Here is a 25,462-nt window from a genome sequence, read left to right on the forward strand (position 1 = left end):
ATCCCTCTAAAGTTTCTATATTACTTTCTAGTGGCTTTGCTTTTTTTTGTGGGGAGTTTTTGCGTGCTGTTTTTTATGGCATTTTGGAGGGTGGATTTGTAAGTGTCATAGTGGATTTTGTGGTGGTGTTGCTTTAGGTTATATTTTGCTTTGTTTGATTGTTTGTCATCATTGCAAAAGGTGTAAATATCAGGGATTTTTCTAAAATTGTGCAAAGCATACTCAAAGTAGCACACTTCCATATCTAGCTTTTTATCCTCCACATCTTGCAAGAGCGCGTAAAATGGCGACTTTGAAAGATAAATAAAGTAATAGTAATAAACTAAAACTAGCAAACAGACAAAGACACAAAATATAGCAATGTAAATTTTTTTGATTTTTTTCACTATTGTCCACCTGTATGATAGTAGATATAAAGTTCTTTTTCAGACCTAATAGCCTCTATTATTAAGAGTCGCCTAAGCTATTCCGTATCGACAAAATCCCAATCTATGACTATTCCACTTCCACCATAAAATCCCTTACTCAAATCTGCTATGACATATTCTTTTGGCGATGCTTCAAGGGCTTTTACAGCTGGTTCATTTTCCAAACCCATAATAGTATCATTTCCCCATTTAATATCAGGGCTAGAGGTGTCATCTACTCGCAACATAATTTGTCCTTTTGATTTAGATTTTGACAGCAATAATATTTCTAAAAAGTAAATATTTTAGAAATGCAAATCATTTTGTAAGTTTAGTAAAAAATAGCTAGATTTTGGGAATATTAGAGAAGTAACGCAGATTTTAAAGCTAAAAAATCTATAAAAAAATATCAAAGTTTTTAGGAAATATTTTTAAAATCCAAAAATCCATTGGCTTGGTATAAGCCGAGTTCTGTCGAGGGTGGCTATTTATCTAGGGTGCATTTCACAACACACCTCAAGCAAAGGGCAAAATCTAAGACATTTACCACGCCCTTTTTGCTACGGATTGGGTTTGCACGGCACTGCTAGTTGCCTAGCAGTCGGTAGGCTCTTACCCCACCTTTTCACCCTTACTCATTTGTGCTTATCCTTCTTTTAGCGGTGCTTTTTAATGCTTGCAAAAACATTTTTGCAAAAAATAAGCACAAATGAGCGGTTATTTTCTGTTGCACTTTCCCTTAGGTCGCCCTAGCCATTCGTTAAATGGAATCCTTGTCTTATGTAGCTCGGACTTTCCTCTCTTAAATCTTAAAGAGCAGCCACCACCAAACCAATGGAAAATGGAGAAAAGCGATTATAGCATAATCTAAAAATATGCTTAAGGTATTTTAATATGAAAAATAAAGTTTTTAGCCCTTACACGATAAGTGATTAAAAAGTTTGCAAAGGTAGATACGCCGTTTTTTTTTTTTTTTGTATTATACGAACCGAATCAATATATGTAGAGGTATTTTTATGGCGAACTTAAAAATATTAAAAGTCATACACGGTTTTCCGCCAGATTTTATGGCAGGGAGCGAAGTTTATTCGGCTACGCTTGTAAAAGAGCTATCTTTAAGAGGGCATAATGTTTTTGTTTTTACTCGCATAGAAAATGAATTTTTAAAGCCTTACGCCCTCTATGATGAGGTAATCAAATATAAAAAATGCAATCCAATACATATTAGACGCATCAATAAACCAAAAGATTATCTATATAGAGATAAATTTCTTGATACAAATATAGAACAAGCATTTTTAGAATACATAAATGAAGTAAAACCAGATATTGTGCATTTTGGGCATCTTAGCCATTTATCCATAAATCTTATTTCTATTGCAAAATCTTTGGGTAAGAAAGTGGTTTTCACGCTACACGATTTTTGGCTGTTTTGCGTAAAAGGGCAACTTATCAATCAAGACAATGAAATATGCCTAAAACCAAGTGTGCAAAATTGTCAAAAATGCTCTCCATACAAGCCAGAGATAAAAGAAGTAGAGCAAATATTCAAAGCAATGGATAAAGTGCGAGAGCAAATAGATATTTTTATCTCGCCCTCTCATACCGTGCGTGATTTTTTCATTCAGCAGGGCATACCAGAATCTAAAATCATCTATCAAAAATATGGATTTGATAAGCAAGCCATAAAATATAAAAAAAGAATCTTTAGAAAAAATTCAAAAATTAGATTTGGATTTATGGGGCGGATTATCCCTACCAAAGGTATTAGCGTGCTATTAAATGCTTTTAGGGATTTGCCAAATGATGATTTATATATTTATGGAAGTGTCGCTAAGTCGCAAATGAGGTTTTTAGAGCTACAAAAAAATGTAAAATTTATGGGCAGTTATGATAATTCTGAAGTTGATAAGATTTTGGATTTTATTGATATTTTGATTGTCCCATCGGTTTGGTTAGAAAACTCTCCGCTTGTAATCCAAGAGGCGTTTCTATCGGGCGTTATAGTTATAACCTCAAATATCGGTGGTATGAAAGAGCTTGTAGGTAATAATGATGGATTTTTGTTTGAGGTTGGAGATTCTAATGATTTAGTTAAAGTCATCAAAAAAATCAAGCAAGATTGCAGAATACTTAATAAAATCAAAGACAATAGAGATAAAGTAGATTCTAAACAAAAAGATGTGAATAAAATAGTTAGCATATATCATAGCCTTATCAAAGGAGAAAATATATCAAATTTGCCAACCTCTCTAAAAAGAATAACTATTGACACAAATCCAGATACTTGCAATTATCAATGTAAAATGTGCGATACTCATAGTATTTATAACGCGCACTTTAGAAAATGCCGTCCTGATATGCCACTAGATATATTAAACAAAACGCTAAATCAATCCAAATCTATGGGCGTAAGCGAAATTATCCCCACAACAATGGGAGAGCCAACCCTATATAAATACTTTGATAGGATAGTGGATTTTTGTTTGCATAACGATATAAAACTTAATCTAACCACCAATGGCAGCCAGCTTTTTAACAAAAAATATAACCAAACATATATACAAAATAGACTTTTGCCCGCATTAAGCGATATAAAAATTTCTTTTAATAGTTTGGATTCTGCGGTAAATGAAGAAATTATGCGCAATACAAATACAAAAAAGATTTTAGATAAAATCCAAAAGCTATGCTATTTGAGAGACACATTTTATCCCAAAGTAAGCATAACGCTACAAATGACATTTATGAAAAGCAATATGGAATCTATAAAACCGCTTATCAAATATGCCATAAAACATAAAATAAATCGTATAAAAGGGCATCAATTATGGATAACTCACAAAGAATTAGAAAATGAAGCTATCTATAAAGATAAAAAATATATAGATTTGTGGAATAAACTCATAATGTCATTGGAGAGTTATAGGAAAAAAATAAAATTAGAAAATTTTTATTTATTAGAATCTAGCGGAATCACAAAAGGGGAGTGTCCATTTTTGGGCAAAGAGCTTTGGATAAATTACAAAGGAGATATTGCGGTGTGTTGCGCCCCAGATAAAGAGAGAAAAAAATTAGGAGATTTTGGCAATATAAATCAAGTAAATTTATCCCAAGTATTAAATTCGGCGCAATATATAGAGCTTTTGCAAAACTATACCCATAAGGAGGTTTGTCAAAAATGTCTAATGAGAAAATAGAGATTTCACTTGATGAAACGCACCATACAATAGGTAATAAACCGCTTTATACAAAGAGATATGCTAAAGTCCTAAGTTTTCATAACGGAATAGCTCCCGTATATGAATTGGCTAATAAAAAAGATAAACTACTAAAAGCATTTTTTATAGATAAAAATAATACAAAGCTATTTGGAAGAGAATTTAAACAGGCTTTTGGATTTTATGAGGGATTGGCTTGTGTGAGTGATGAAAGCGGGTTTTATCATATTTTAGAAAATGGTAAAGATGCCTATAAAAGCAGATTTCTTTGGTGTGGAAACTTTGTTGAAAGATCTTGTGTAGCGAAAGATAGCAAAGGTAAATATTTCCATATTGATAAATCTGGCAAACCGCTATATAAAGAAAAATTTTGTTATGTAGGCGATTATAAGTATGGCATCGCCGTTGCGTTGTTAGAAAATGGCAAATGCGTTCATATTTTGAAAAATGGCAAGAGACTTTATAATAAAGAATATGAAATTTTAGAACCATTTCATAAAGGCGTAGCTGTCGCAAAAGATGCAAAAGGATACTTTCATATTGATAAGCAAGGAAACGAACTTTATAAGCAAAGATATGCAAGGTTAGAGCCTTTTTACAATTCAAAAGCGTTTGGGTTGGATTTTGACGGAAATAAAATCGTTATTAAAGAATCTCAAAAATATCAACATAAGATTTTGGCTAATAATGAGGATTTTATCAAGAATTACATATCAAATGAAGCGTTTTCTTTTTTCAAAATGCGTATTCTTCATAGCATTTTAGAACTTGGCGTATTGGATAGCTTAAAAAATAAATCAAAAATAAAATTAGAAAGCTATCCTAAAAAACTTATCTTGCAATGGCTTATAGCCAATAACTATATCACAAACAAATTTGAACTTACGACAAAAGGGAATATTGCTTTAAGCCTCAAACCGCTTATTTGCTATTGGCAGGGATTGCCATTTATCATAAGCGAAAATTTAGAAAAAAGTCTTAAATATAATAAAGAGTTCTTTAGCGAACAATTTGGTATGCCTTATTTTGATTATATATCGCAAGAAAAAAATAGCGATGAAGCAAAAAAATTTAGTTTTATTTCTCAATTTTATACAAAAGATTATCATATTTCTAATCTTGCATTTGATAGAGAAATAGTATGTGATATTGGGTGTGGTAGCGGGGTTTTGCTTGATAGTATTTATAAAAATTTCCCTAATATTAAGCCTGTTTATGCGGACAAAAAAGATTTTAGAATTATCAAAAATAAAACATTTAAGAAAATTGATTTTTTCAAACCTTTTAATATTAAAGCAGATGTATTTATTATTAGCAGGATTTTGCACGACTGGGACGATGAAAATGCGATAAAAATTTTAAAAAACATTTCCAAAAATATGAGTAAAAATAGCGTATTGCTTGTTTTTGAAAGTTTTGTAGATATAAAGACTTTAAGCAATTTGGATATTTGCTTTCATTTACTAAATTTTTTGGGAGGTAAAGAGCGTAGCTTAAAAGAATTTAAAAATCTTTTTAAAAAAAGCGGTTTAAGGATTGAAAATATCATAGAGGGGAAACTTATAAATATCATAAAAGTGAGGAAAAAGTAAAATGCTAATATATGAAAGTATGATAAAAAATTTACAGCTCGTTCCAAACGGGACAAATGCTAAATTGCTATTAAGACATTCTATCCGTCCTCAAGACAATGACGGAAATGCTGATTTTAGCTTGGGATTGACACGAGAGGGAAAAGAATTTGCCAAGCTGTTTGGAAAATATTTAGGCGGGCATTTAGATAAAAATTTTAAAGTAGATATACAAAAGGTAAAAACAAGTATATCGCCTCGCTGTAAAGAAACGGTAGAAATGATTTTGCAAGGTTACCGCAAGGAAATCCCTATACAAGAAGAGAAAATTTTGCATACTATGTGGATAGAAAATAAAGAAAAATGGGATAAAGTTTTTAGGGACTATGATAAAAAAATGAAGATTTTATTACAAAAAATGCTTGATGGGGAGTATTTTGATGGAGTATATCCTGTCAATTTAAGTGTGGCAAAAATGCTGCAAGTAATGGACTTCTATGACAATACCGCAAAGAAACAAACAGATAAAAAGAGCTTGTATAGGCTTGATATATTTGCAACGCACGATTCACTCATTATGCTTTTGCTTGCATATTTGCTCGGTAAAAATATCGCCGAATTTAATGAATGGATATATATGCTTGAGGGTTGTATTTTATGGCTTGAGGAATATAAGCTTTATGTTGTTTGGCGCGGTGATAGATATGAGATAAAATTAGAATCTTCTATTTTAGAATTACTAAATCAAAAGGATATTTGATTATGGGTGTATATAATCGCTATAAAACACTTAAAAATCCTATTTTTATGCAGAGATATATAAACCAGCATTGCACTATGCTAAAATGGGGGTGTGTATTTGGTTTTGATAGAGATAAAAAATTATACTACAAAATTTCACACAATATGACTAGATTTATTTTTATTAAACTAAAATTATTGTTTGTTTATAAGCTATATATTATGGCAAGATTTTTATTTGGAAAAATTGATTTGCCATATTTGCAGATTGTCGTAACGACAAAATGCACTTTGCGATGCAAGGATTGCCACGATTTAATGCCACAAATACCAAATGAATCTCACTATAACGGAGTATTAGAAAATATAATAAGAGATTTCAATATAATACTAAATAGCGTAGATAGTATAGCTTCTATAAGAATTCTTGGAGGCGAACCTCTTTTGTTTAAAGATTTACCAAAATTGCTTAATTTTATAAAAAATCAAAATAAAATTAAAAGTTTTGATATTATTTCTAATGCGACTATACCATTTAATCATAACTTGATTTCAGAGCTTAAAAACTGCCATAAAGTAAGGATTTTTATAGATGACTATACAAAACATACTAATAAAACCACAAAACAAAAGCTAAATGCCATAACAGATGAGCTTGCTAAAAATAAAATAAAGTGTTTTGTTCTAAATAGTGGGGGAGATGATAGTTGGTTTGAAGCTGGCAAAGTTTTTAAAAGACATAGGAAAAGGGAGGATATAATAAAAAACTTTCTTATGTGCGGAATGTATTGCGTATCTTATATTGGCTCAAACAGCGATAAAAACGGCGGTATATTTATATGCCCGAGAGCAAGCTCTATGAGTAAAATATTTGGTTTAGAAAAATTTAGTGGGGATTTTATCGCTTTAGATTCCAAGACACTAAAGCAAGATTTTGTAGATTTTTACTCCAAAGACTTTTTTGAATGTTGTGATTATTGCCACGATATGGATAAACCTAAAAAAATGATTCCAGCGGGAATCCAAATAAGCAAATAATTGTTTATATAGGATAAAATTTATGAGGTTTTTTATATTAGGAAATATCAATGCAGGGAAAAGCACATTTGCTAAGAAAATCCAACTATATCTTAAAAGTAAAGGATTAGAATATCCTATTTTATCGATTGATGATTTTCGCAAAAAATATGGAAATGGCAGCAAAAAAAGCGAAAACATAGCCCAAAATAAATTTTATCTATCCATAAACAAAACTCAAAACGCCATTATCGAAATGGTTGGATTTGGAGATATAGCCACAAATATTATAGAAAGTTTGGATAAAAATAGCTGCATTATCATATACATAGAATCTCCCCTAAATATTTGCCTAAAAAGACTAAAAACCAAAAAGAAAATGTTAGAGAGCATTCCATACCCAGAATCTATAAATAATATAGAAAAAACGATTCACAATTTGAATGCTTATTTTACTCGTGGAAAATTGCAAGAAAAATGGAAAAAGGTATATCTAATATTTTACAAAATAAATACTATGGATAATTTAAGTGATTTTATCAAAAGACTACCATTAGAGCATTATCATTATTTAAGCGAGGTTATCCACATACTAAAATCAAATAATTATAAAAAACTTGTTTCTTTTGGAGGACTTGGCAGATGCGATATAAATATTTTTTCCGATTTGGATTTAATCCTCATAACAAAGAAAAAAATTTCACAAGTATACGAATTGTTAAAAAACTTTTTTGAAAAAATGAAATATTTTAAAATATACGCGTTAGATGAAAAAATCATTATAAATATTCATAGCCATATTGTCATTGAAATCGCTGTTGTCCATAATTTTTGCGAGTATATACAATTCTACCACGGTTCAAGCATAACAAATATTTCTAAAAGTATTTTATTAGGAAACGAAAAATTAGACAAAGAAATAAAGCATCTAATCATAAATTATAAGCCAAATGTGATTAACCGAGATATTTGTGAAAAAAAGATAAACTATTATGTAGAGTTGCTACAAAAAGCATATTTGGCAAATGATGATTTTAGATTTTATTTTATGAATAATCTTATCGTAAATCAAGTCGTGAGAGTGCTGTGTCTAAAAGAAAATATAACCGAATTTTTATATTGTCCAAAAAATATAAATACATTGGTTAAGAAATATAATATCAAAACAATTCTTTGGGATATGATTACCGATAAACAAAAACACATTGATAAATTATTTAACTTTTTGAAAAATATTGGCTTAAGAGATTATAAATAATGTTACTTTAGTTTTATTTGTGTTTATTTGCCTCTAGCTATTTCACACCATTTTTGCGCGATTCGCACGGCGTTTGTAGCAGCTCCTACGCGGATTTGGTCAGCTACACACCAAAAATGCAAAATCTTTTTATCAAAATTATCCACACGCACTCGCCCCACATAGGTTTCATTGGTATCTGTGGCGATTGTAGGCATAGGGTATAGACCATTTTGTGGTTCATCAATCAGCACGATATTCTGCGCAGATTTTAGCGCGTCTTTTGCATCTTTTGCGCTTACTTCACAAGAGAATCTAACAGTTATGCTCTCGCTATGGCTTCGCAGCACAGGCACGCGCACGCAAGTCGCGCTGATAGGGAAATCCGCGTGCATAATCTTGTGCGTTTCTTTTATCATTTTCATTTCTTCTTTTGTGTAGTCATTTTCCATAAACACATCAATATGTGGGATAACATTTAGCGCGATTCTGTGAGGAAACACGCTAGGCGAGGCAGAATCTAGCTCAAAAGCAAAGAATTTTTGCATTTGCAAGACTAACTCTTCCATTCCTTTTTTGCCAGCTCCACTTACTGCTTGGTAGGTGCTGACATCCACGCGTTCTATGCCAAACGCCTTATGCAAGGGGGCTAGGGCTTGCACCATTTGGATTGTAGAGCAGTTTGGATTGGCGATGATATTTTTTTTGGCAAAATCGGCTATGTCTTGTGGATTTACTTCAGGGACTACTAGAGGGACATCTTTATCTAGACGGAAAAAGCTCGTGTTGTCAATGACTAGCGCACCAGATTTTGCAGCACTTGGTGCATATCTCTCGCTTACGCTTCCGCCTGCGGAAAAAAACGCGATTTCTATCCCTTGCTCGCTAAATACTTCATCGGTAGTTTCTAGCACAGCGACTTCTTTGCCTTGCACCTCTATGCTTTTGCCGATACTATTTTTGCTGGCAAGTGGGACGATTCTCTCTAGTGGGAAACCCACTTCTTCTAGCACGCGGACAATCTCTTCTCCCACCGCACCTGTCGCACCAACTATGCCTACGACATATTTTTTTGCATTACTCATTTTTTATCCTCCATTTTGCAGATATTTTTAGGCAAAATCTTGTTAGCTTGTTGATTTTCATTGCATTAAATTTTGCTTATTAGCAGAAGTTTTAGTTTCGCTCTTTGTAGTCATTGTAGCCAAAGGATTTTAGCAAGCGAAATCTGCGCTCTTTACCCGATTCACTTGATTTGCTAGACTTGCTTGTTTCTATTATGCCAAGACTTGGCAAAGGCACGCCATTAAAGGTTGTGTTTTTCACAATCGTGTAGTGTAGCATATCCAAAAAAGCCACTCTATCCCCCACTTCTAGCGGAGTATCAAAGCTAAAATCCCCGATAATATCGCCCGCTAAGCAAGTAGGACCACCAAATCGATAGGCATATTTACCGCCACTTTTGCTAGTGCTAGAATCACACTCGCCCTTGTCTGCTTCGCATAGCACTTTTTTGTCATTATTATCGCTAGTGCGATTTTGGTTGCGTGAGATTTTTATCACGCTTGGACGATATGGCATTTCTAGGCAGTCAGGCATATGTGCGCTGGCACTTACATCTAAGATAGCGATTTTTTTTTCATTTTCTACTATATCTACCACTTCTCCTAGCAAAAACCCACTCTCCCAGCCCACAGCTTCACCGGGCTCCAAAAACACCTCAATATCATCATACTTTGATTTTATGTCTTTGATAAGTGAGATAAGCAAATCAGTGTCATAGCCTTTTTTGGTGATATGATGTCCGCCACCTAGATTTATCCATTTCATCTGCTTAAGTGCGCTAGAGAAGTGCCTATGTATGTGCTCTAGCGTCCGAGCTAGTGCATCTGCACCTTGCTCACAATGTGTATGGAAGTGTAGCCCCTCAATTCCCTCTAGCGCAGAATCTACACTATGCTTTTTGTTTTCTTCACACTTTTTGCTAGATTTTGCTAAGTCTTTTAAGCCTTTTTCAAATTCGCTAGGAGTAATCCCAAGCCTAGAATACTTAGCGCAAGGATTGTAGATTTCAGGCTCTACCTCGCTAAAAAGTGGATTTAGTCGTAGTCCCACACTGATAGGGCTTAAGCCGAGTTTTGCTAGTTGTGCATTTTTGGATTCTATTGAGGGTTTGTATTTTTGCCATTGGGCAAAGGAGTTAAAAATAATATGCGTAGCTATGGATAGAAGTGCGTTTATCTCGCTTGGCTTGTATGCAGGGGAAAATACACATACTTCTTTGCTGCTCTCTCTGCCACCGATTTCCTCAAACCCTAGTGTAGCCTCATAGATTCCACTTGCGCTACTTCCAGCTAGCACTTCGCGCACTTTGTCAAATTTGCGCCAAAACGCATAGCCCTTCAGTGCAAGCAAGATTTTCGCACCACTTTGTTTTTGGATATTATCTAAAATCTCAAGGTTTGATTCTAGCTTATGATTTTCTAGCACATAGCAAGGAGAGGGCAAAGCAAAGTAGTCAAAATCCTCGCTTAAAACTTTTTCTTGGGACGATAAATCATCTGCTAGCTTTGTGTTTTCTTGTTGCGACATTGTTAGATTCTCTAATTTTTGTGTGGGTTTATAAACCTTGCCCCCAAATTACTGCATTTTTCGTGCTACTTTATCATCAAGTCTTGTATCGCTCGCTCTATTTCTAGCGGATTTGACTTAGAGATGAAAGCATTTGCCTTTAGCGACATTGCCATATCCTCATTGCTTGAGCCACTCATAGATGAATTTACCACGATAGGAATCTTTGAAGTAGCAGAATTTTCTTTGACTTGCTTTATCACTTCAAATCCACTTGCTTCAGGCATTTCCAAATCCGTGATAATCATACCGATATTTTCGATATTAGTGCTTGGGTCAAAAAGATAATCCAAAAGCCGTCTACCATTTGGAAAATCGTGATGGATTACGCCGACTTTGTCTAGGATTATTTGCATTGTTTTTAGCACGCTTGGGCTATCATCAGCTAGCAAAATCTCTTTTCGCGTGCGGACTTTATTTACTTTTTCTAAATCTTGCTCTTTTTCTTTGTCTATCCAAGGGAACACATCAACAAGCATTTTTTCAATATCTACCACTTGGACTAACCGCCCATCAAAATAGCGAGTGCGAGATACAAGTTTGTTGCTAGGATTGCCCGCAGAGCCACCTGTGCTTTGCTCGATTTCTGTCCATTTTTTGCTTAGGATTCTATCTGCTTCATATACGCGCACGCCTATTGTCCAGCGTGAAAATTCACAAATCATCACAATGTCATCTTGCCCATCTTGCTTGATTCGATACGGACGCAAGTCTTTTGTTTTGTTGCTCGCATCATAGAAAAACCACTTGCGCATATCAATAAGCGGGATAGTAAGCTCCCTAATAGTGATAAGCCCTTCTACAAGCGAGCTAGGCTCGTGGCTTACGATAGTAATCACGCCACGATATTTCACAACCTCACGGATTTTGAAAACATTTACTGCGTATAAATCTCTACCTTTTTCTATGCGGAAGCAGAGTAGCTGAAGTTCGTTGTTTTTGTGGAGATTGGTGATTTTATCGACATTTGCAAGATTGGACATTTTGGATTCCTTTCGTGTAGAGATTTTGGCTTTTTGCCTTTTTGTATCTCTTAAAGCCTCTTTTTAGATTTTGCTATCATAGCATAAAAGTGCTTTATATAAGCCAAATGTGCGCTAAAATTGCTTCAAAAACGCTTTTAGATTTTTGGCAGCTTGGCGGATTCTGTTGCGATTTTCGATTAGGGCTATGCGGACATATTCATCGCCGTGGTTGCCAAACCCTATCCCCGGGCTTACAGCGATTTTTGCCTCTTGCAGGAGTTTTTTAGAAAACTCTAGACTGCCTAAATGTCTTGCCACTTGCGGAATCCTAGCCCATATAAACATACTAGCCTTTGGCTTACTCATATCCCAGCCAGCCACACCAAAACTCTCAATCAGCACTTCCATTCGCTCCTCATACTTCCTAGCGATTTCTTGGACACATTCTTGTTCGCCATTTAGTGCGATTGTTGCAGCGATTTGCATAGGTGTGTAGATTCCATAATCAAGCCAGCTTTTTATCTTTTGTAACGCCCCTATAAGCCTAGAATTGCCAACCACACAGCCGATACGCCAGCCCGCCATATTGTAGCTTTTTGAGAGAGTGTAGCTCTCTACTGCGACATCTAGTGCGCCATCTACTTCAAAGATACTAGGCGCGACATACCCCCCAAAGCTCAAATCCGCATACGCAATGTCATTTATGATATAAAATCTTTCTTTTTTTGCTAGCTTTACAAGTTTTTCATAAAACCGCTTATAGACAACGATAGTTGTTGGATTGTGTGGAAAATTGGTTACGACAAATTTAGGCTTTGGCATCGTGTTTTTTAGCGTTTCTTTTAGTGAAGCAAAAAACGCCTCCTCATCTAGCTCGTATTCATCATTCCATTTTAATCCAAATGTCGCTACATTTGCTCCTGATAGCATAAAAGCGTAGTAGTGTATAGGATAAGCAGGCTCTGCGACTATGGCGGTGTCGCCCACATTTGTGATAGCTTGGATAAGATGGACAAAGCCCTCTTTACTTCCCATAGCTATGCAGACTTGGGTTTCGGGGTCTAATTCTACTCCGTATTTGCGCTTATAGGTATCACTCACTGCTAAGCGAAGTTTGTAGATTCCTTTGCTTGCAGAGTAGCCGTGATTTTTGGGTTTTTGGGCTGCTTCACAGAGTTTGTCAATGATATGTTGCGGTGTAGCACCATCTGGGTTGCCCATACTAAAGTCAATGACATCTTCGCCATTTTGACGCATTTTTAGTTTGATTTCGTTGATAGCTGCAAAGACATATTTTGGTAGTCGCTTGATTCTCTCAAACTCAATTTCCTCAAACATATTCTCTCCTTTTTGTTTTTGTAATGGTGCTTTTAGATTTTGGCTTTTTAATGGATTTTATTTTGCCAAAGTCTTTGCAGCATTTTCTCCTACGCCTTTGTAGTGCTTGTTTTGAGGATTTTCAAAGTAGCCTTTTAGCTCATTTGGATTTAGTCTTTCTATTTTTTCTCTTTCGCGCTTATAGATAGCATCTTCATAAAACTGCACTTTAGATTCTAGTTTGTCAAGGGCGCGTTGGTATTCGTTGATGATTTTTAGGGTTTCATCGCGTTGTTTTTGGATTATGGCTAGCCTTGCTTCAAATGTAGATTCTCCCTTTAGGCACAAGTCTACATATTCTTTGATTTGCCCCACACTTAGCCCGCTTTGCCTAAGGCAATGCACCGTAGCTACCCAGCCCAAATCATTCTCGCTGAAGTAGCGTATATTGTTATCATCTCTTTGTATAAACGGAAACAAGTTATTTTTCGCCCAAAATCGCAAAGTATGACTTGAAATGCCTGTCTTTTCCTCTACTTCTTTTATCGTGTATGCCATTTTGCACTCCTTAGATTTATCTTGCTTCTTTGCGCTTTTGCGTGAAGCGATTATCAAGCATTGCGCGTGCATTATAGCAAAAATTTGCATTTAAATTTTCTATATTGTGAGGTTATAAGCGTGTAAGCAAAAAGCCTAAATTTAAGATTTTGGTGTAAATAAAAAAAGCGTGATTAAAAAATCTGATTAGTTAGGGTAAGCAAAGATTTTAATCGTAAGAATTTAACAGCATTATAGAAGTGTTGTGTTTTAGGCTATCGCAAAAAGCGTTTTTGCACCAAAAGCAATACTTTATAAGTAAAACACCTTTTTGTATTCGCTTAGAAATCATTTGTAGCAATTCGCGCAAGAAGCATTAAATAGTCTTGCGCGTAAGAAAAATTATTATTGGATAACTCCGCAGGCTACTCTTGCTCCACCACCACCAAGAGGTGCGGGGTGGTCGCTGTGATTATCCCCGCCGAAGTGAATCATCAAAGCGCGATTTTTGATTTCGTTTATATTTTTGATTTTGGGGGCAAGCACAGGCACATTCGCGCTACCATCTTTTTCTACAAACAATGAAGGTAAATCCCCTTTATGCCCCTCATTATCCCAAGGGAATGAATGTCTATTTGTTTTCTTTGGGTCCCAGTGTCCCCCCGCTTGCATACCTAGCCCTTTTTCATTGCTACCACAGTTTGGATTTTCGTGGATATGAAATCCGTGAAGCCCAGATTTTAGTCCCTTTAGATTTGGGAAAAATGCTACTCCATAAGGTGTTTGCACCGCTACGACTTCGCCTGCTTCTTTGTTGTTCTTGTTATCTAAAATCTCCATTTTAATAACTAAGTGATTTTTTGCACTTTTTGGGTCGAAGTTTTGTGTATTTTCTGCTAGGGAGATTGTAGATAGCGCGAAAATACAAGTAGCCAAAAATCCGATTTTGCCTTTTGCTCTGTGTGAGAGATTCTCTCTCATTTGCATTTCCTTTTGCATTTGTTTCCTTTATAGTTTGATATGTGCTTTATAGACAAAGCAAGGAATTGTATAGGATTTGTATAAGATTTTGGTTACATTTTTGCAAAATCTAAAATCTTTTTCCTAAAAACTTTTGCTACACAGCTACATATTTGGAAGCACCAAATTTGAAGTGCTTTTAAATAGATTCTAGGCTATAATACACACCAATCTTAAAACTCCAACTACAATTTCTAAATATCGCACAAAGGCACTTTTAATGCACGCCAAAAGCAATTCAAATAACACCAAATATGACACACAAAACCATTCCTTGCAAAGCCATTTTTCGCAAAGCCATTCTCCACAAGCCCACTTGCCACAAAGCCATTATGGCAAGACAATTTTTAGAGAGAAAAACTTAGCCTTGCTTTGTGATTTTTATGAATTTTTGATGAGCAATGGCTACTTAAAATCAAGCATAAAAGACACGATTTGCTACTTTGATGTGTTTTTTAGGCAAGTGCCTGATAATGGTGGCTTTGTCATCGCTAGTGGGCAAGATAGTATTGTGGATTTTATCACCAACCTGCAATTTAGCTCGCAAGACTTAGAATTTTTGCGCGTGCAAAATCTTTTTAGCCCTGATTTTTTGGCATATTTAGCAGAATTCAAATTTAGTGGGGATATTTATGGTGTGCGTGAAGGGGAAGTAGTTTTTGCAAACGAGCCGATTTTGACCGTGCGGGCAAAGGCTAGCGAAGCACAGATTTTAGAGACTTTTATCCTCCTAGCACTAAACCACCAAAGCCTAATCGCCACCAAGACAAATCGCATAGTTCGCGCTGCCCAAACTCCTAGCACAAAAGACACTAAAGACAAAAAAAGCAAGACACAAAATAGAGCGATACTAGAGTTTGGTTCACGCAGAGCACAAGGCATAGATGCCGCACTAAGTGGAGCTAGAGCGGCTTACATAGGAGGTGTGCAAGCCACTGCTTGCACGCTTGCAGGCAAAATCTATGGCATAAAAGTAGCAGGCACGATGGCTCACAGCTGGGTGCAGGCTTATGATAGCGAGCTAGAAGCATTTAGAGAATATTGCAGGCTATATCCAAACAACGCGATTTTACTCATTGACACCTATGATAGCCTAAATAGTGGCATACAAAACGCAATAATCGCGCTAAAAGAGTTGCTACAAGCCACAAGTGGAAAGGCAAAAAATTATGGCATTAGGATTGATTCTGGCGATTTGTGTGCGCTATCAAAGAGATTAAGAGATATGCTTGATAGGGCAGGGCTAAATGAGGCAAAAATCGTAGCAAGCGGTGCGCTAGATGAGATAAGAATCAAGCAGATTTTGCAAAATGGCGCGTGCATTGACGCATTTGGTGTAGGTGAGCGGCTAATCACTGCAAAAAGTGCCCCCGTGCTTGGCTGTGTGTATAAGCTCGTGGCAAAAGAGCAAAATGGCAAAATCACACCTACGATAAAAATAAGCGAGGAAGCAAGCAAAATAAGCCTGCCACATTATAAAAAACTCTATCGATTTTTTGACAAAAATAGTGGGGAAGCGGTATTTGACAAACTATATTTGCACGATGAAAATCTAAATGAGATTTTGGACGACAAAAACTATATGGCAAAAGAGCTACATATCCCATATTTTAAAAACGGCGTGCGAGTGTATGAAAAACCAAGCCTAGAGCAAATACGAGTGTATGCACAAAAAGAAGTATCAAAGCTAAATGAAAATCTAAAACAAATAGATAATCCACAAGAAAATCAAACACCAATCCCAACTTATGAGGTAAGGCTAAGCCAAAATCTAAGCGCATTGCGAGAGCAACTGCTAGCAAAAGCACCACAAAAATAACCACTGCAAAAAACTACAAAGCAAAATCCACTACAAAAAAAATACACAAAAACCCTCGCAAAATACGCTTATAAGATTTTGCAAAACCTCAAAACCACTTGCAAAATCACTAAAATCTGCTACAATCCAAAACTTTTGTTTTATCACACTTTTGCGTTGCTATTTTGCTGATTTGAGCGCAAAAAAGCGCGAAAAGCACAATGCAAAAACACCAATATTTTTACGCTTTTTTAAGGACTTTGCAATGACAAACAATCTAAAAAATCCACAATACCCCACGCTACTTTTTATCGCTGATTGCTACAAATACACGCACGCGAGTATGTATCCACAGGGCTTAGAGTCTGTGTATAGCGTGCTTTATTGTCGCAATCCTAGACTTGATTTGAGCGCGCTAAATGGGCATATCGTAGCCTTTGGTATGCGCCAAGCAATCGCCAAGCTAAAAACGCTTTATGCAGAATTTAAAGCCGCTAGTGAGGCAAGCATAAAATCTGGGTTGGAGTTTTTATACAGCGATTTTATGAAGCTAGATAAATCCCAAGAATCCTACCATTTCCTCATTGATAAATGGCTTAGCCTGCCAAATGAGATTCCTATCCACTTCAAAGTCGTGCCTGAAGGGAGCTTTATCCCCTCGCACTCGCCCATCATCACGCTCCAATCAACCAAGCAGGAGCACTGCTGGTTTGTAAATTTCATAGAGACTTATTTAAATTCTCAAATTTGGAAATCCTGCCTTGTGGCGACAAACGCAGCGCGCTTTAAGCGCATAGAATACGACTGCTTGGGCTACTACCTTGATGAAAGCTACAATTTCCACGACTTCGCACAGCGCGGAATGAACGGCATAGAGGACTGCTACAACTCCTCTATGGGACATATTTTGTTTTTTAATGGCACGGATTCTATGATGGCACTAAAGCACCTCTATGATGAATACGGTGCGCAAGCAAACCTAGTTGGCTCAATCCCTGCAAGCGAGCATAGCGTAATGTGTCTAGGCGGGCAAAGTGGCGAGGTGGAGAGCTTTAAGCGCATTATGAGAGCTTTCCCCAAATCAATGGTGTCAATCGTGTCTGATACTTGGAATCTTTGGGAGATTATCGAAGGGCTAAAGCACGATAAAGAGGCAAATGAGATGATACAAAATCGCGCATTTCCTATCGTGCTGCGTCCTGATTCTGGAGACCCGTTTTTAATCCTCACAGGCGATGCAGGCTCAAGCGATGAGCGGGCGAGAAAAGGCGTGATAAGACTTGTTGATGAGTATTTCTCCCTAAGCAAAGTGCGCATAATCTATGGCGATGCTATCACGGTGGAGCGTGCAAGGGCGGTGTATGATTGGTGCAAAGACAATGGCTATAACCCAACGGAGTTTTTGTGCTTTGGGATTGGCAGCTATGCGTATAACTCGGGCATAAGAGATGATGTGGGCTTGGTAAGCAAGATGACTTGGGCACGGATAAATGGGGAAAACAAGCACCTTATCAAATCCCCCATAACAGGGGGCGAGAAGCTCTCACTCTCTGGCAAAGTAGGCATAGATAGGCACACGCGCAAGACTAAGCAGTTTTTGGATAGCGATTTGGAAAATGACTTTTTAAGCGAGGATTTAAGCATTCCTAGTTTGGGGGATTTGCGCGGATTTGTCAAAGCGGAATTTTTACGTGTGCTTGGATAGTTTTTGCTCTTTTTTGCATTTAAGTGGCTTTGGATTTTTAGTTTTTTTTACATTAGTTTATAGATTTATCTAGCCATTTTTGATATTTCTCACTCATAGATTCTATGGGCAAAGAAATAATTTGTGGTGTGTCATAAGAGTGGATTTTGCCGATAAAAAGGGCGATTGCTTCAAAGTGCTTTTTGTGCGTTTTTATTTGTAAGAGATATTCTCTTTCATTGCAGATTGCCCCTTGCCATTCATAAAGACTTGTGATTTTGCGGATTTGGATACAAGCACATAGTCGCTTTTTTAACAGGGATTTTGCGATTTTGTGCGCTTCTTTTTTTGTGGGTGTTGTTGTTTGGATAGCGATATATTTGGTGGTTTTAGGTGGCATTTGTGGCATTGGTGTCCTTTATTTTAGTCTTGCATTTTATATCGTCATCGCACGCGCAAAAATATAAAAACTTTTTGCAAAAATTTTCACTTGATTTTTTAGCAATGCTTATAAAATATCGTAAAATAGCTTGCTTTCTCATTATGCTTCATATATTGATATAAGCGATTTTTAAGCGACTTAGGACTACAATATTTCAATTTTGTTAGTCGTTATCATTTTGTGTATAAAAATGATAATGGCACAAGAAATAAAAGGAGCTTAAAAATGGAGTTTGAAAAGCATTTCTACAAACAAAAAATTAGTGGATTTCGCGCTTCTTTCTTGCTAGCAAATTTTCTACTAGCATTATTTGCCAATCTCTCCCACGCACAGCAAAATCAACCCTCAAGCAACGCAGAAAAAATAAATAGCATTACGCCAGATAATATCGGGGGGGGGGGGGGGGGCGATACTAGCCAAAATCAACCTCCAAACGACACAGATTCTAACGACAACCTAAAAGCAACTTCTCTAGGCAAAATCACAGCCTACGGACACAAAGACTCTTCCTCTACCTACTCATCAAGTGCGGGGACAATCTCACGCACTTTACTAGAATCAAACCCAAGTGGGAATGGCGATATAACCTCAATCCTGCGCCTACTTCCAAATGTGCAGTTTGACAACTCTCAATTACGAAGCACTTCCCCCGGTGAAATCGACCCTGCAAACATTTCCATAAGTGGCGGGCTTTTTTGGCAAAATAATTTCCAACTTGATGGGTTTAATATGAACAACGACTTAGACCCGCACGGCAGCACCACAAACAACCAAACCTCCATACGCTCCACAGGCTCGCAAGGGTTAAACATTGACACAAGCCTTTTAGAATCCATAACCGTGCAAGATAGCAATGTAAGCGTGGCTTATGGTGGATTTAGCGGTGGGGTGGTAGAGGCAAATGTCCGCAGAGCACGCAAAGATAGTGGAGGTATCAAAGGCTGGCACGGCAATATCTCATATCAATTCACACAAGGCAATGCCGACCCTCAAAAATTCTCACTCACCAAGTATCACTACGATGAGCGTGCAGAAAGCAATCTCTTTTTAAGCGCAGATGAACGCTACCAACCAGAATTTTTCAAATACTCTATCAAATCAAGCCTAGAAGGGCATATCACTAAAGATTTAGGATTAGTAGCGAGCTTTACCACTACACAGAGCATTATCCCGCTAAGCTCATATCGCAATCTTGCCTCATATCGCTATGGTAATGACTTAGACAAAAAGCGTGAAAACAAACGCCAATCCTACAACTACTATCTAAAAGCACATTGGAATCCACGCGAAAATCTCACCCTAGAAGCAAATCTAGGCTATGCCCCGCAGTATAACACCTACTACAATGACGCCGCGGCAAATAGCTACTATGAAATACGAAGCGGAGGCTACCAAGCGGGACTAAAAGCGTTATGGCAGCTCCCAAAAGCTCTATGGACACAATCGCTAGGACTATCTTATGTAGAAAACTCACGCAAAAGCGATGCGAACTATTTTTATCAATGGTTTCGCAGTGTGGATAAAAATTTTGGTGGAATTTCTACGCTAGTGTTTGAGGGTGGGTTTGGCGATTTAGACCAAACCCAAGCTACCACCACTTACAAAAGTGATTTTAGCTTTGAGCCACTGCAAATCCACCGCCTAAGCAACAATATCCGCTTAGGCTTTGAAATCTCTCATCTCTACATTGGGCGCAATCGCCCAACCGACCATTATTGGATGCAGGGCAATCCTGAAAGAATGACTGCGGAGCAATCTTGCGGGGTGGATTCTCTAGGATATGATGGGCTTTGCTCTTCTTCGCCACTGCTCTTAAGCGGAAAACCTATGACAAGCGGGAGTGGTGCTGGCGGGCAATTTGCCACACAAATACGAATCAACAAAGCAAATAATTTTGTCTTTAATGGGCTAAGTTATGGAATCTACGCAGAAAATGATATGCAGTTAGATTTTGGCTTTATGGGGCTTCTTAACATTCGTCCGGGCTTGCGCTTTGATGGCGATAGCTATATGGGCAAGCACACTATTGCGCCGAGATTTTCGCTTAGCTACATTACACCTGCACCAAGAGAGTGGCAAACCAAACTCACATTTGGGGCAAATCGCTACTATGGGCGCAATTTATTGAGCTTTTGGCTCTATGCACAGCAGAGCAAAAGCTGGGAAGTGTGGCGCAGGCAAATGTGTGGTGATAATAGTCAAGCAAATGGATATACTTGCGGTAGTGGCGCAAATAAGCCTAGCGATTGGAAGCGTAATAATGATTACAATCTAAGTAGTTTCTTTCACTTTGAAAAACTTCGCGTGCCTTATGATGATGAACTAATGGGCGGTATCACACAACAACTCGGAATCTTCGAGCTAAGCGCAAAGTATATTATGCGATTTGGACGCGATGAAGTGATGAGGCAAGATACGGGGAATGCTCAAACGCGCAGTGATTCGTATTGGAACAATAACGGTAGCTCACAAAGCGACATAATAGCGGTAATGTTGCAAAACACACAGCCCATAAACACCTTTGGAATCGCTCATCACTATTTGTTTGCCTATGATGTTACGCAAGTAAAGCGCAGTTATAACATTTGGCTAAATACGCATAACGGCGTGGATAGAGATGATGATGAATATGCTAATAATGAGCTTATCTACTATGACGGAGCTCTCATACGCTACCGTGATAGACCTGTGGAAAACTTCGCGCGACCATTTACCCTGCGACTTACCACCACACATAGCTTCAAAATCTCGCGCACAAAGTGGCTGTGGAACAACTTTTTCCGCTATCGCGGTGGGTTTGATAGAATGATAAACACCGCGCAAACCATAAGCATAAATGGCACGAATTATCAGCGGTTTGACAAAATGCACTTCAAGGCAGCATTTAGCTGGGATATGCGACTAGGAATGGAAGTAGATGTCTATCGTGGCAAAAAAATGCGAAACATACTTTATGTCAATGTGGATATTTATAATGTGCTTAACACACGCAATATGACAACGCTCCAAGCCATAGGCACAACCACCACTAATGGCGCGATAACTCCCGGGATTGCTTCTGCGGGAACATTTATGGTGTATGAAATGGGACGACAGTTTTGGTTTCAAGTGGGATATAAATTTTAAAGGGGGGTTAGACAATGAAAAGAGCAATCAAAGATTTATTTTTTGTGTGGTTTGTGATGATTTCATCATTACAAGGGCTTAAATCAAGCGATTTATTTGAATCACCAAAATCCATAAATAGTGGCGAAGTAAGCGGATTTATACTAGGGCTTGGTGCGTCTTATGGCTCATTTGGATTTACACAATACAGCGAAACACAAACCACTATCGTAGACAATAAATCCACCGCACAAGGTGGCACTACTACAACTACTACCATAACGCCACTATATTCTATCAGCGCAAATGGCTATGGCGCGGGCGGTGGAATTATCTTGGGCTATCAGGGGTTTTTAGAGCCTTTTAAGCAAGTGGTGCAGTTTGGAGTGCGTGTATATGGAGACTTAAACGCCACAAAAACGCACATAAAAAACGATGATAAAATTTATGCCCCCACAATGCTACGATATGGGCTAAATATTGATATGATGATGAATTTTATCGTAGTGAAGCGTGTGTTTGGACTTGGGCTATTTGCAGGGGTGCGAATCGGTGGGATTTCGTATCTGGGCAAAGACATAGATAGTATTGACAGAGAACTGCGTGGGCTAAATAATGGCAATTTCCCAAAAAGCAGGTTTGATTTAGGCATAAATGTGGGGCTAAGAGCAAATATCGCTAGAAATAGTGGTGTTGAGTTTATTTTTGCTTTGCCTATGTTTGAGCTTGATTACAAAGCAAATAAAGAGCGTGTAGCTAAATCAAATGGACAAACTACAACCACTACAAATCGCCTAAGGGGCGACTTCAAGGAGCGGTGGAGTGTGGGCTTGCGCTATATTTGGACATTTGATTAAAAGCACAAATAAAGTGCGAGATTTTTTTTACACAAAAGATTTTCATAAAAAGTGTGTATAAATGTAATCTTTTGTGCTTTTTGCCAAATGAGAAAACTATCTTTTAATCGCAAATTTATCAAAATAGCATAATATTTAGTGTCTTAAATTTCCTAAAAAGAGGTGTAAAATGAGTTTTATCGATGACATTAAAGCAAAGGCAAAGGCAGATATTAAAAAAATCGTGCTCCCAGAGACAAGCGACATACGCACGCTAGAAGCGGCGAGCACGATTTTAGCAGAGGGCTTTGCAGAGGTGATTTTGGTAGGCGATGAGGGCGAGATAAACTCACGCGCTAAAGACAAGGGCTTAAATGTATCCAAAGCAGAGTTTATAAACCCCACTAATAGCCCGCTTTTGGAGGAGTTTATCAAACTTTTTGTAGAATTGCGCGGGGCAAAGGGAATGGATAGTGCGCAAGCAAAAGATTTGCTCCTTAATAATCCTTTGTATTTTGGCGTGGCGTTGGTGCGAAGTGGCAAGGCAGATGGAATGGTGGCAGGCGCGATAAATGCCACCTCTGATGTGCTACGAGCGGGACTGCAAATCATCGGCACGGCAAAAGATTCTAAAATCGTATCGAGCTTTTTTGTGATGGTTGTGCCAAATTGCGACTTTGGGCTTAATGGGACATTTGTGTTTGCTGATTGCGGATTGGTGCAAAATCCTAGCGCAGAGGAGCTCGCACACATTGCCATTAGCTCGGCAAAGAGCTTTGAAGCCCTTACCAAAGCCACGCCCTATGTGGGATTGCTAAGCCACTCCACTTATGGTAGTGCCAAGCACGCCGATGTGGATAAAGTGATAGAGGCGCGTGATATTGCCAAAAAGCTCGCGCCACACATTGCTATTGACGGGGAACTTCAGCTTGATGCGGCAATCGTGCCAAGCGTGGGAGAATCTAAAGCAAAAGGCTCAAATGTCGCAGGCAAAGCAAATGTGCTGGTATTCCCTGATTTAGATTCTGGAAATATCGGCTACAAACTCGTCCAAAGGCTCGCTAAGGCAGAAGCGTATGGTCCTATCACGCAGGGAATGGCAGCCCCTATCAATGACTTATCGCGCGGGTGTAGCGCACAAGACATTGTGGGTGTAGCTGCACTTACCGCCCTACAAGCACAAGGCGCGAAGTAAGCGCAAGTAATAGAAGCCGATAAAAGCAATAAATAAAAATGCCAATAAAGCAAGAATCTAGCCCACACCTTAGCTCACAATGCTCTAGTGATACACAAGACACAATCGTAGCAATATCAACGCCAAATATTGCAGTAAGTGGTGGGGCTAATCGTGGAGCGGGTAGTGTGCTAGGAGGGGGCATAGCCATAGTTCGCTTAAGCGGCACACAAGCCCTAAAAATCGCTTCTCTCATTGCTGTGCCTGTAAAAAACAACACTTTAAACACTAACTCCAAAAATCCAAGCAATCAAATAATTAACCAAAAAGCTAATCAAAAAACTAACCAAGAATCTAGCAAAGACAAAAATCAAATCCCTACACAAAATCCAAGTGCCACACAAGCACAAAATACAAATTTCACGCAACACCAAGCAAAATCAAAAATAGATTTTATCGATTTATCCCCACGCCACGCTACGCTGTGCAATGTCTATGACAAAGAGGGAATCTTGCTAGATGAAGCTATCATCATCTACTACAAATCCCCCCATAGCTACACTTGCGAAGATGTCATCGAAGTGCATTGCCACGCAAGTGATATTATCGCACAAAAGGTGCTACAATCCTGCTTGCACTATGGTGCTAGGCTCGCACGCGGGGGGGAGTTTACCAAGAGGGCGTTTCTAAATGGACGCATTGACTTATCCCAAGCAAACGCTATCGCTCAAATGATAGCTACTAAAGATGCCTATCTGCAAAGTGCCCTCATATCCCAGCTAAAAGGCTCGCTAGGGGATTTTGTGCGTGAGGTGCGTGAGGTGCTGTATTTCGCGCTTGCAAGTGCGGAAGTGATGATTGATTATAGTGAGGAGGATATTCCAAGCGAGCTTATAAGCGATATACGCACCAAGCTAGAATCCTTGCGAGTAAGGCTTGCTAAAATCTATGATTTTTCCACCACTAGAGCCAAAATCGGCAACGCGTGGAAGCTAGCAATTATTGGCAAACCAAATGTCGGCAAATCTTCGCTTCTAAATGCGATTTTGCTCCAAGAGAGGGCGATTACCTCAAATATCGCAGGCACGACACGCGATAGAATCGAAGAGGAAATCATAATTGACGGTAGCATTGTGCGTCTTATCGACACCGCAGGCATACGCACTAGCACAGATATGATAGAATCCAAAGGCATACAGCTAAGTTTGCAAGCCTTGCAAGAAGCAAATATTGTCCTTGCGATTTTTGATAGCTCACGCCCGCTAGATAGCGAGGATACTCAAGTGCTAGACGCGCTAAGCAAAAACAAAAAAGACAAAAAAATCTTAGCTATTTTTAACAAAAGCGATTGCAAAAATGTCCTAAAAAACCAAGACATAAAGCGTATAGAAAATCTATGTGATGAAAGCCTATCCATAAGTGCGCTAGATGTCGAGCACACTGCACACACACTACAAGAGAAGCTAAAAGAAATCATTGCCAAAAGTAATCTAAATGGCGAAGTGATTTTAAGCGCGTCCTATCAGCTAGAATCCCTAAAAACAAGCATTGCCAATCTTGATTTAGCATTGCAAAGGCTAGATACAAGTGAGCTAGAGCTATTTGCTTATCACATAAAAGATACGCTAGAATCTATCGGGCAAATCACTTCGCCATATACAAATGAGGAAATGCTAGATAAAATGTTTTCTCAATTTTGTCTTGGCAAGTGATAAAGTGCAAAATGTGATAGAAGCGCAAAAGTGCGAAAATGCACTAA

20 protein-coding genes and 1 other RNA gene are annotated in these 25,462 nt (G+C 37.9%); 11 read left to right on the forward strand and 10 right to left on the reverse strand.

Going from position 1 to position 25,462, the window contains the following annotated elements:
- Positions 1–20: 20 nt before the first annotated feature.
- From HMPREF2086_RS11500 to rnpB, 3 genes are all read right to left on the reverse strand, one after another.
- Positions 21–242, reverse strand: coding sequence for a hypothetical protein (locus HMPREF2086_RS11500; protein ID WP_148374472.1), 222 nt, complete (start codon positions 240–242; stop codon positions 21–23).
- Positions 243–463: 221 nt separating this feature from the next.
- A complete protein-coding gene (locus HMPREF2086_RS04865; protein WP_023927650.1) occupies positions 464–655 on the reverse strand; it encodes a hypothetical protein in 192 nt (63 codons plus the stop codon).
- Between the two features lie 196 nt (positions 656–851).
- Positions 852–1,243, reverse strand: an RNA gene (rnpB, locus tag HMPREF2086_RS10925) — RNase P RNA component class A.
- Positions 1,244–1,423: 180 nt separating this feature from the next.
- On the opposite strand from rnpB, the gene HMPREF2086_RS04870 reads away from it, so the two are divergent.
- Genes HMPREF2086_RS04870 through HMPREF2086_RS04890 form a run of 5 tightly spaced genes read left to right on the forward strand, consistent with a single transcriptional unit; the run spans position 1,424 to position 8,215 of the window.
- Positions 1,424–3,607, forward strand: a complete 2,184-nt coding sequence (locus tag HMPREF2086_RS04870) for a glycosyltransferase (protein WP_023927651.1) — start codon at positions 1,424–1,426, stop codon at positions 3,605–3,607.
- Positions 3,589–5,220, forward strand: a complete 1,632-nt coding sequence (locus HMPREF2086_RS04875; RefSeq protein WP_023927652.1) for a methyltransferase — start codon at positions 3,589–3,591, stop codon at positions 5,218–5,220. Before HMPREF2086_RS04870 ends, HMPREF2086_RS04875 begins: the two co-directional genes overlap by 19 nt.
- 1 nt (position 5,221) lies before the next feature.
- Complete coding sequence (locus tag HMPREF2086_RS04880; protein ID WP_023927653.1) at positions 5,222–5,959, forward strand: histidine phosphatase family protein; 738 nt, start codon at positions 5,222–5,224, stop codon at positions 5,957–5,959.
- A gap of 2 nt (positions 5,960–5,961) precedes the next feature.
- The gene (locus HMPREF2086_RS04885) at positions 5,962–6,978 is read left to right on the forward strand and encodes a GTP 3',8-cyclase MoaA family protein (RefSeq protein WP_023927654.1); all 1,017 of its coding nucleotides are present in this window, start codon (positions 5,962–5,964) and stop codon (positions 6,976–6,978) included.
- Positions 6,979–7,000: 22 nt separating this feature from the next.
- Positions 7,001–8,215, forward strand: coding sequence for a hypothetical protein (locus HMPREF2086_RS04890; protein ID WP_023927655.1), 1,215 nt, complete (start codon positions 7,001–7,003; stop codon positions 8,213–8,215).
- A gap of 23 nt (positions 8,216–8,238) precedes the next feature.
- Here the strand turns inward: HMPREF2086_RS04890 and HMPREF2086_RS04895 are convergent, their stop codons facing one another.
- The 6 genes from HMPREF2086_RS04895 to HMPREF2086_RS04920 all read right to left on the reverse strand — a co-directional run bounded on the left by HMPREF2086_RS04895 (position 8,239) and on the right by HMPREF2086_RS04920 (position 14,625).
- Complete coding sequence (locus HMPREF2086_RS04895; RefSeq protein ID WP_023927656.1) at positions 8,239–9,279, reverse strand: aspartate-semialdehyde dehydrogenase; 1,041 nt, start codon at positions 9,277–9,279, stop codon at positions 8,239–8,241.
- A gap of 91 nt (positions 9,280–9,370) precedes the next feature.
- Positions 9,371–10,786 carry a carboxynorspermidine decarboxylase gene (gene nspC / locus HMPREF2086_RS04900; RefSeq protein ID WP_023927657.1) on the reverse strand — a complete coding sequence of 472 codons (1,416 nt, stop codon included), beginning with the start codon at positions 10,784–10,786 and terminating at the stop codon, positions 9,371–9,373.
- 65 nt (positions 10,787–10,851) lie between these two features.
- Positions 10,852–11,808, reverse strand: a complete 957-nt coding sequence (locus HMPREF2086_RS04905) for a chemotaxis protein (RefSeq protein ID WP_023927658.1) — start codon at positions 11,806–11,808, stop codon at positions 10,852–10,854.
- Positions 11,809–11,922: 114 nt separating this feature from the next.
- A complete protein-coding gene (locus HMPREF2086_RS04910) occupies positions 11,923–13,128 on the reverse strand; it encodes an LL-diaminopimelate aminotransferase (protein ID WP_023927659.1) in 1,206 nt (401 codons plus the stop codon).
- 57 nt (positions 13,129–13,185) lie between these two features.
- Positions 13,186–13,665 (reverse strand): MerR family transcriptional regulator, encoded by a 480-nt coding sequence (locus HMPREF2086_RS04915; RefSeq protein ID WP_023927660.1) that lies wholly within the window; start codon positions 13,663–13,665, stop codon positions 13,186–13,188.
- A gap of 384 nt (positions 13,666–14,049) precedes the next feature.
- A complete protein-coding gene (locus tag HMPREF2086_RS04920; protein WP_051397655.1) occupies positions 14,050–14,625 on the reverse strand; it encodes a superoxide dismutase family protein in 576 nt (191 codons plus the stop codon).
- Between the two features lie 382 nt (positions 14,626–15,007).
- Between HMPREF2086_RS04920 and HMPREF2086_RS04925 the strand changes: the two genes are divergently transcribed.
- Together HMPREF2086_RS04925 and HMPREF2086_RS04930 are read left to right on the forward strand one after the other, a co-directional pair.
- Entirely contained in the window at positions 15,008–16,483 is a 1,476-nt protein-coding gene (locus HMPREF2086_RS04925; RefSeq protein WP_034561098.1) for a nicotinate phosphoribosyltransferase, read from the forward strand.
- 244 nt (positions 16,484–16,727) lie between these two features.
- Entirely contained in the window at positions 16,728–18,167 is a 1,440-nt protein-coding gene (locus tag HMPREF2086_RS04930; protein WP_023927663.1) for a nicotinamide phosphoribosyltransferase domain-containing protein, read from the forward strand.
- A gap of 52 nt (positions 18,168–18,219) precedes the next feature.
- Here HMPREF2086_RS04930 and cutA read toward each other — a convergent pair whose 3' ends face one another.
- Positions 18,220–18,555: a divalent-cation tolerance protein CutA gene (gene cutA, locus HMPREF2086_RS04935; protein ID WP_023927664.1), complete on the reverse strand. Its 336-nt coding sequence runs from the start codon at positions 18,553–18,555 to the stop codon at positions 18,220–18,222.
- Positions 18,556–18,813: 258 nt separating this feature from the next.
- Between cutA and HMPREF2086_RS04940 the strand changes: the two genes are divergently transcribed.
- From HMPREF2086_RS04940 to mnmE, 4 genes are all read left to right on the forward strand, one after another.
- Entirely contained in the window at positions 18,814–21,714 is a 2,901-nt protein-coding gene (locus HMPREF2086_RS04940; protein ID WP_023927665.1) for a TonB-dependent receptor, read from the forward strand.
- A gap of 14 nt (positions 21,715–21,728) precedes the next feature.
- Positions 21,729–22,550 (forward strand): outer membrane beta-barrel protein, encoded by an 822-nt coding sequence (locus HMPREF2086_RS04945; protein ID WP_023927666.1) that lies wholly within the window; start codon positions 21,729–21,731, stop codon positions 22,548–22,550.
- A gap of 169 nt (positions 22,551–22,719) precedes the next feature.
- Positions 22,720–23,724 carry a phosphate acetyltransferase gene (gene pta, locus HMPREF2086_RS04950; RefSeq protein ID WP_023927667.1) on the forward strand — a complete coding sequence of 335 codons (1,005 nt, stop codon included), beginning with the start codon at positions 22,720–22,722 and terminating at the stop codon, positions 23,722–23,724.
- Positions 23,725–23,762: 38 nt separating this feature from the next.
- Positions 23,763–25,415, forward strand: a complete 1,653-nt coding sequence (gene mnmE, locus HMPREF2086_RS04955) for a tRNA uridine-5-carboxymethylaminomethyl(34) synthesis GTPase MnmE (RefSeq protein WP_023927668.1) — start codon at positions 23,763–23,765, stop codon at positions 25,413–25,415.
- Positions 25,416–25,462 lie beyond the last annotated feature (47 nt).

Origin of the sequence: Helicobacter macacae MIT 99-5501, from assembly GCF_000507845.1 — a bacterium.
In the GTDB taxonomy this organism is placed as follows: Bacteria; Campylobacterota; Campylobacteria; order Campylobacterales; family Helicobacteraceae; genus Helicobacter_B; species Helicobacter_B macacae.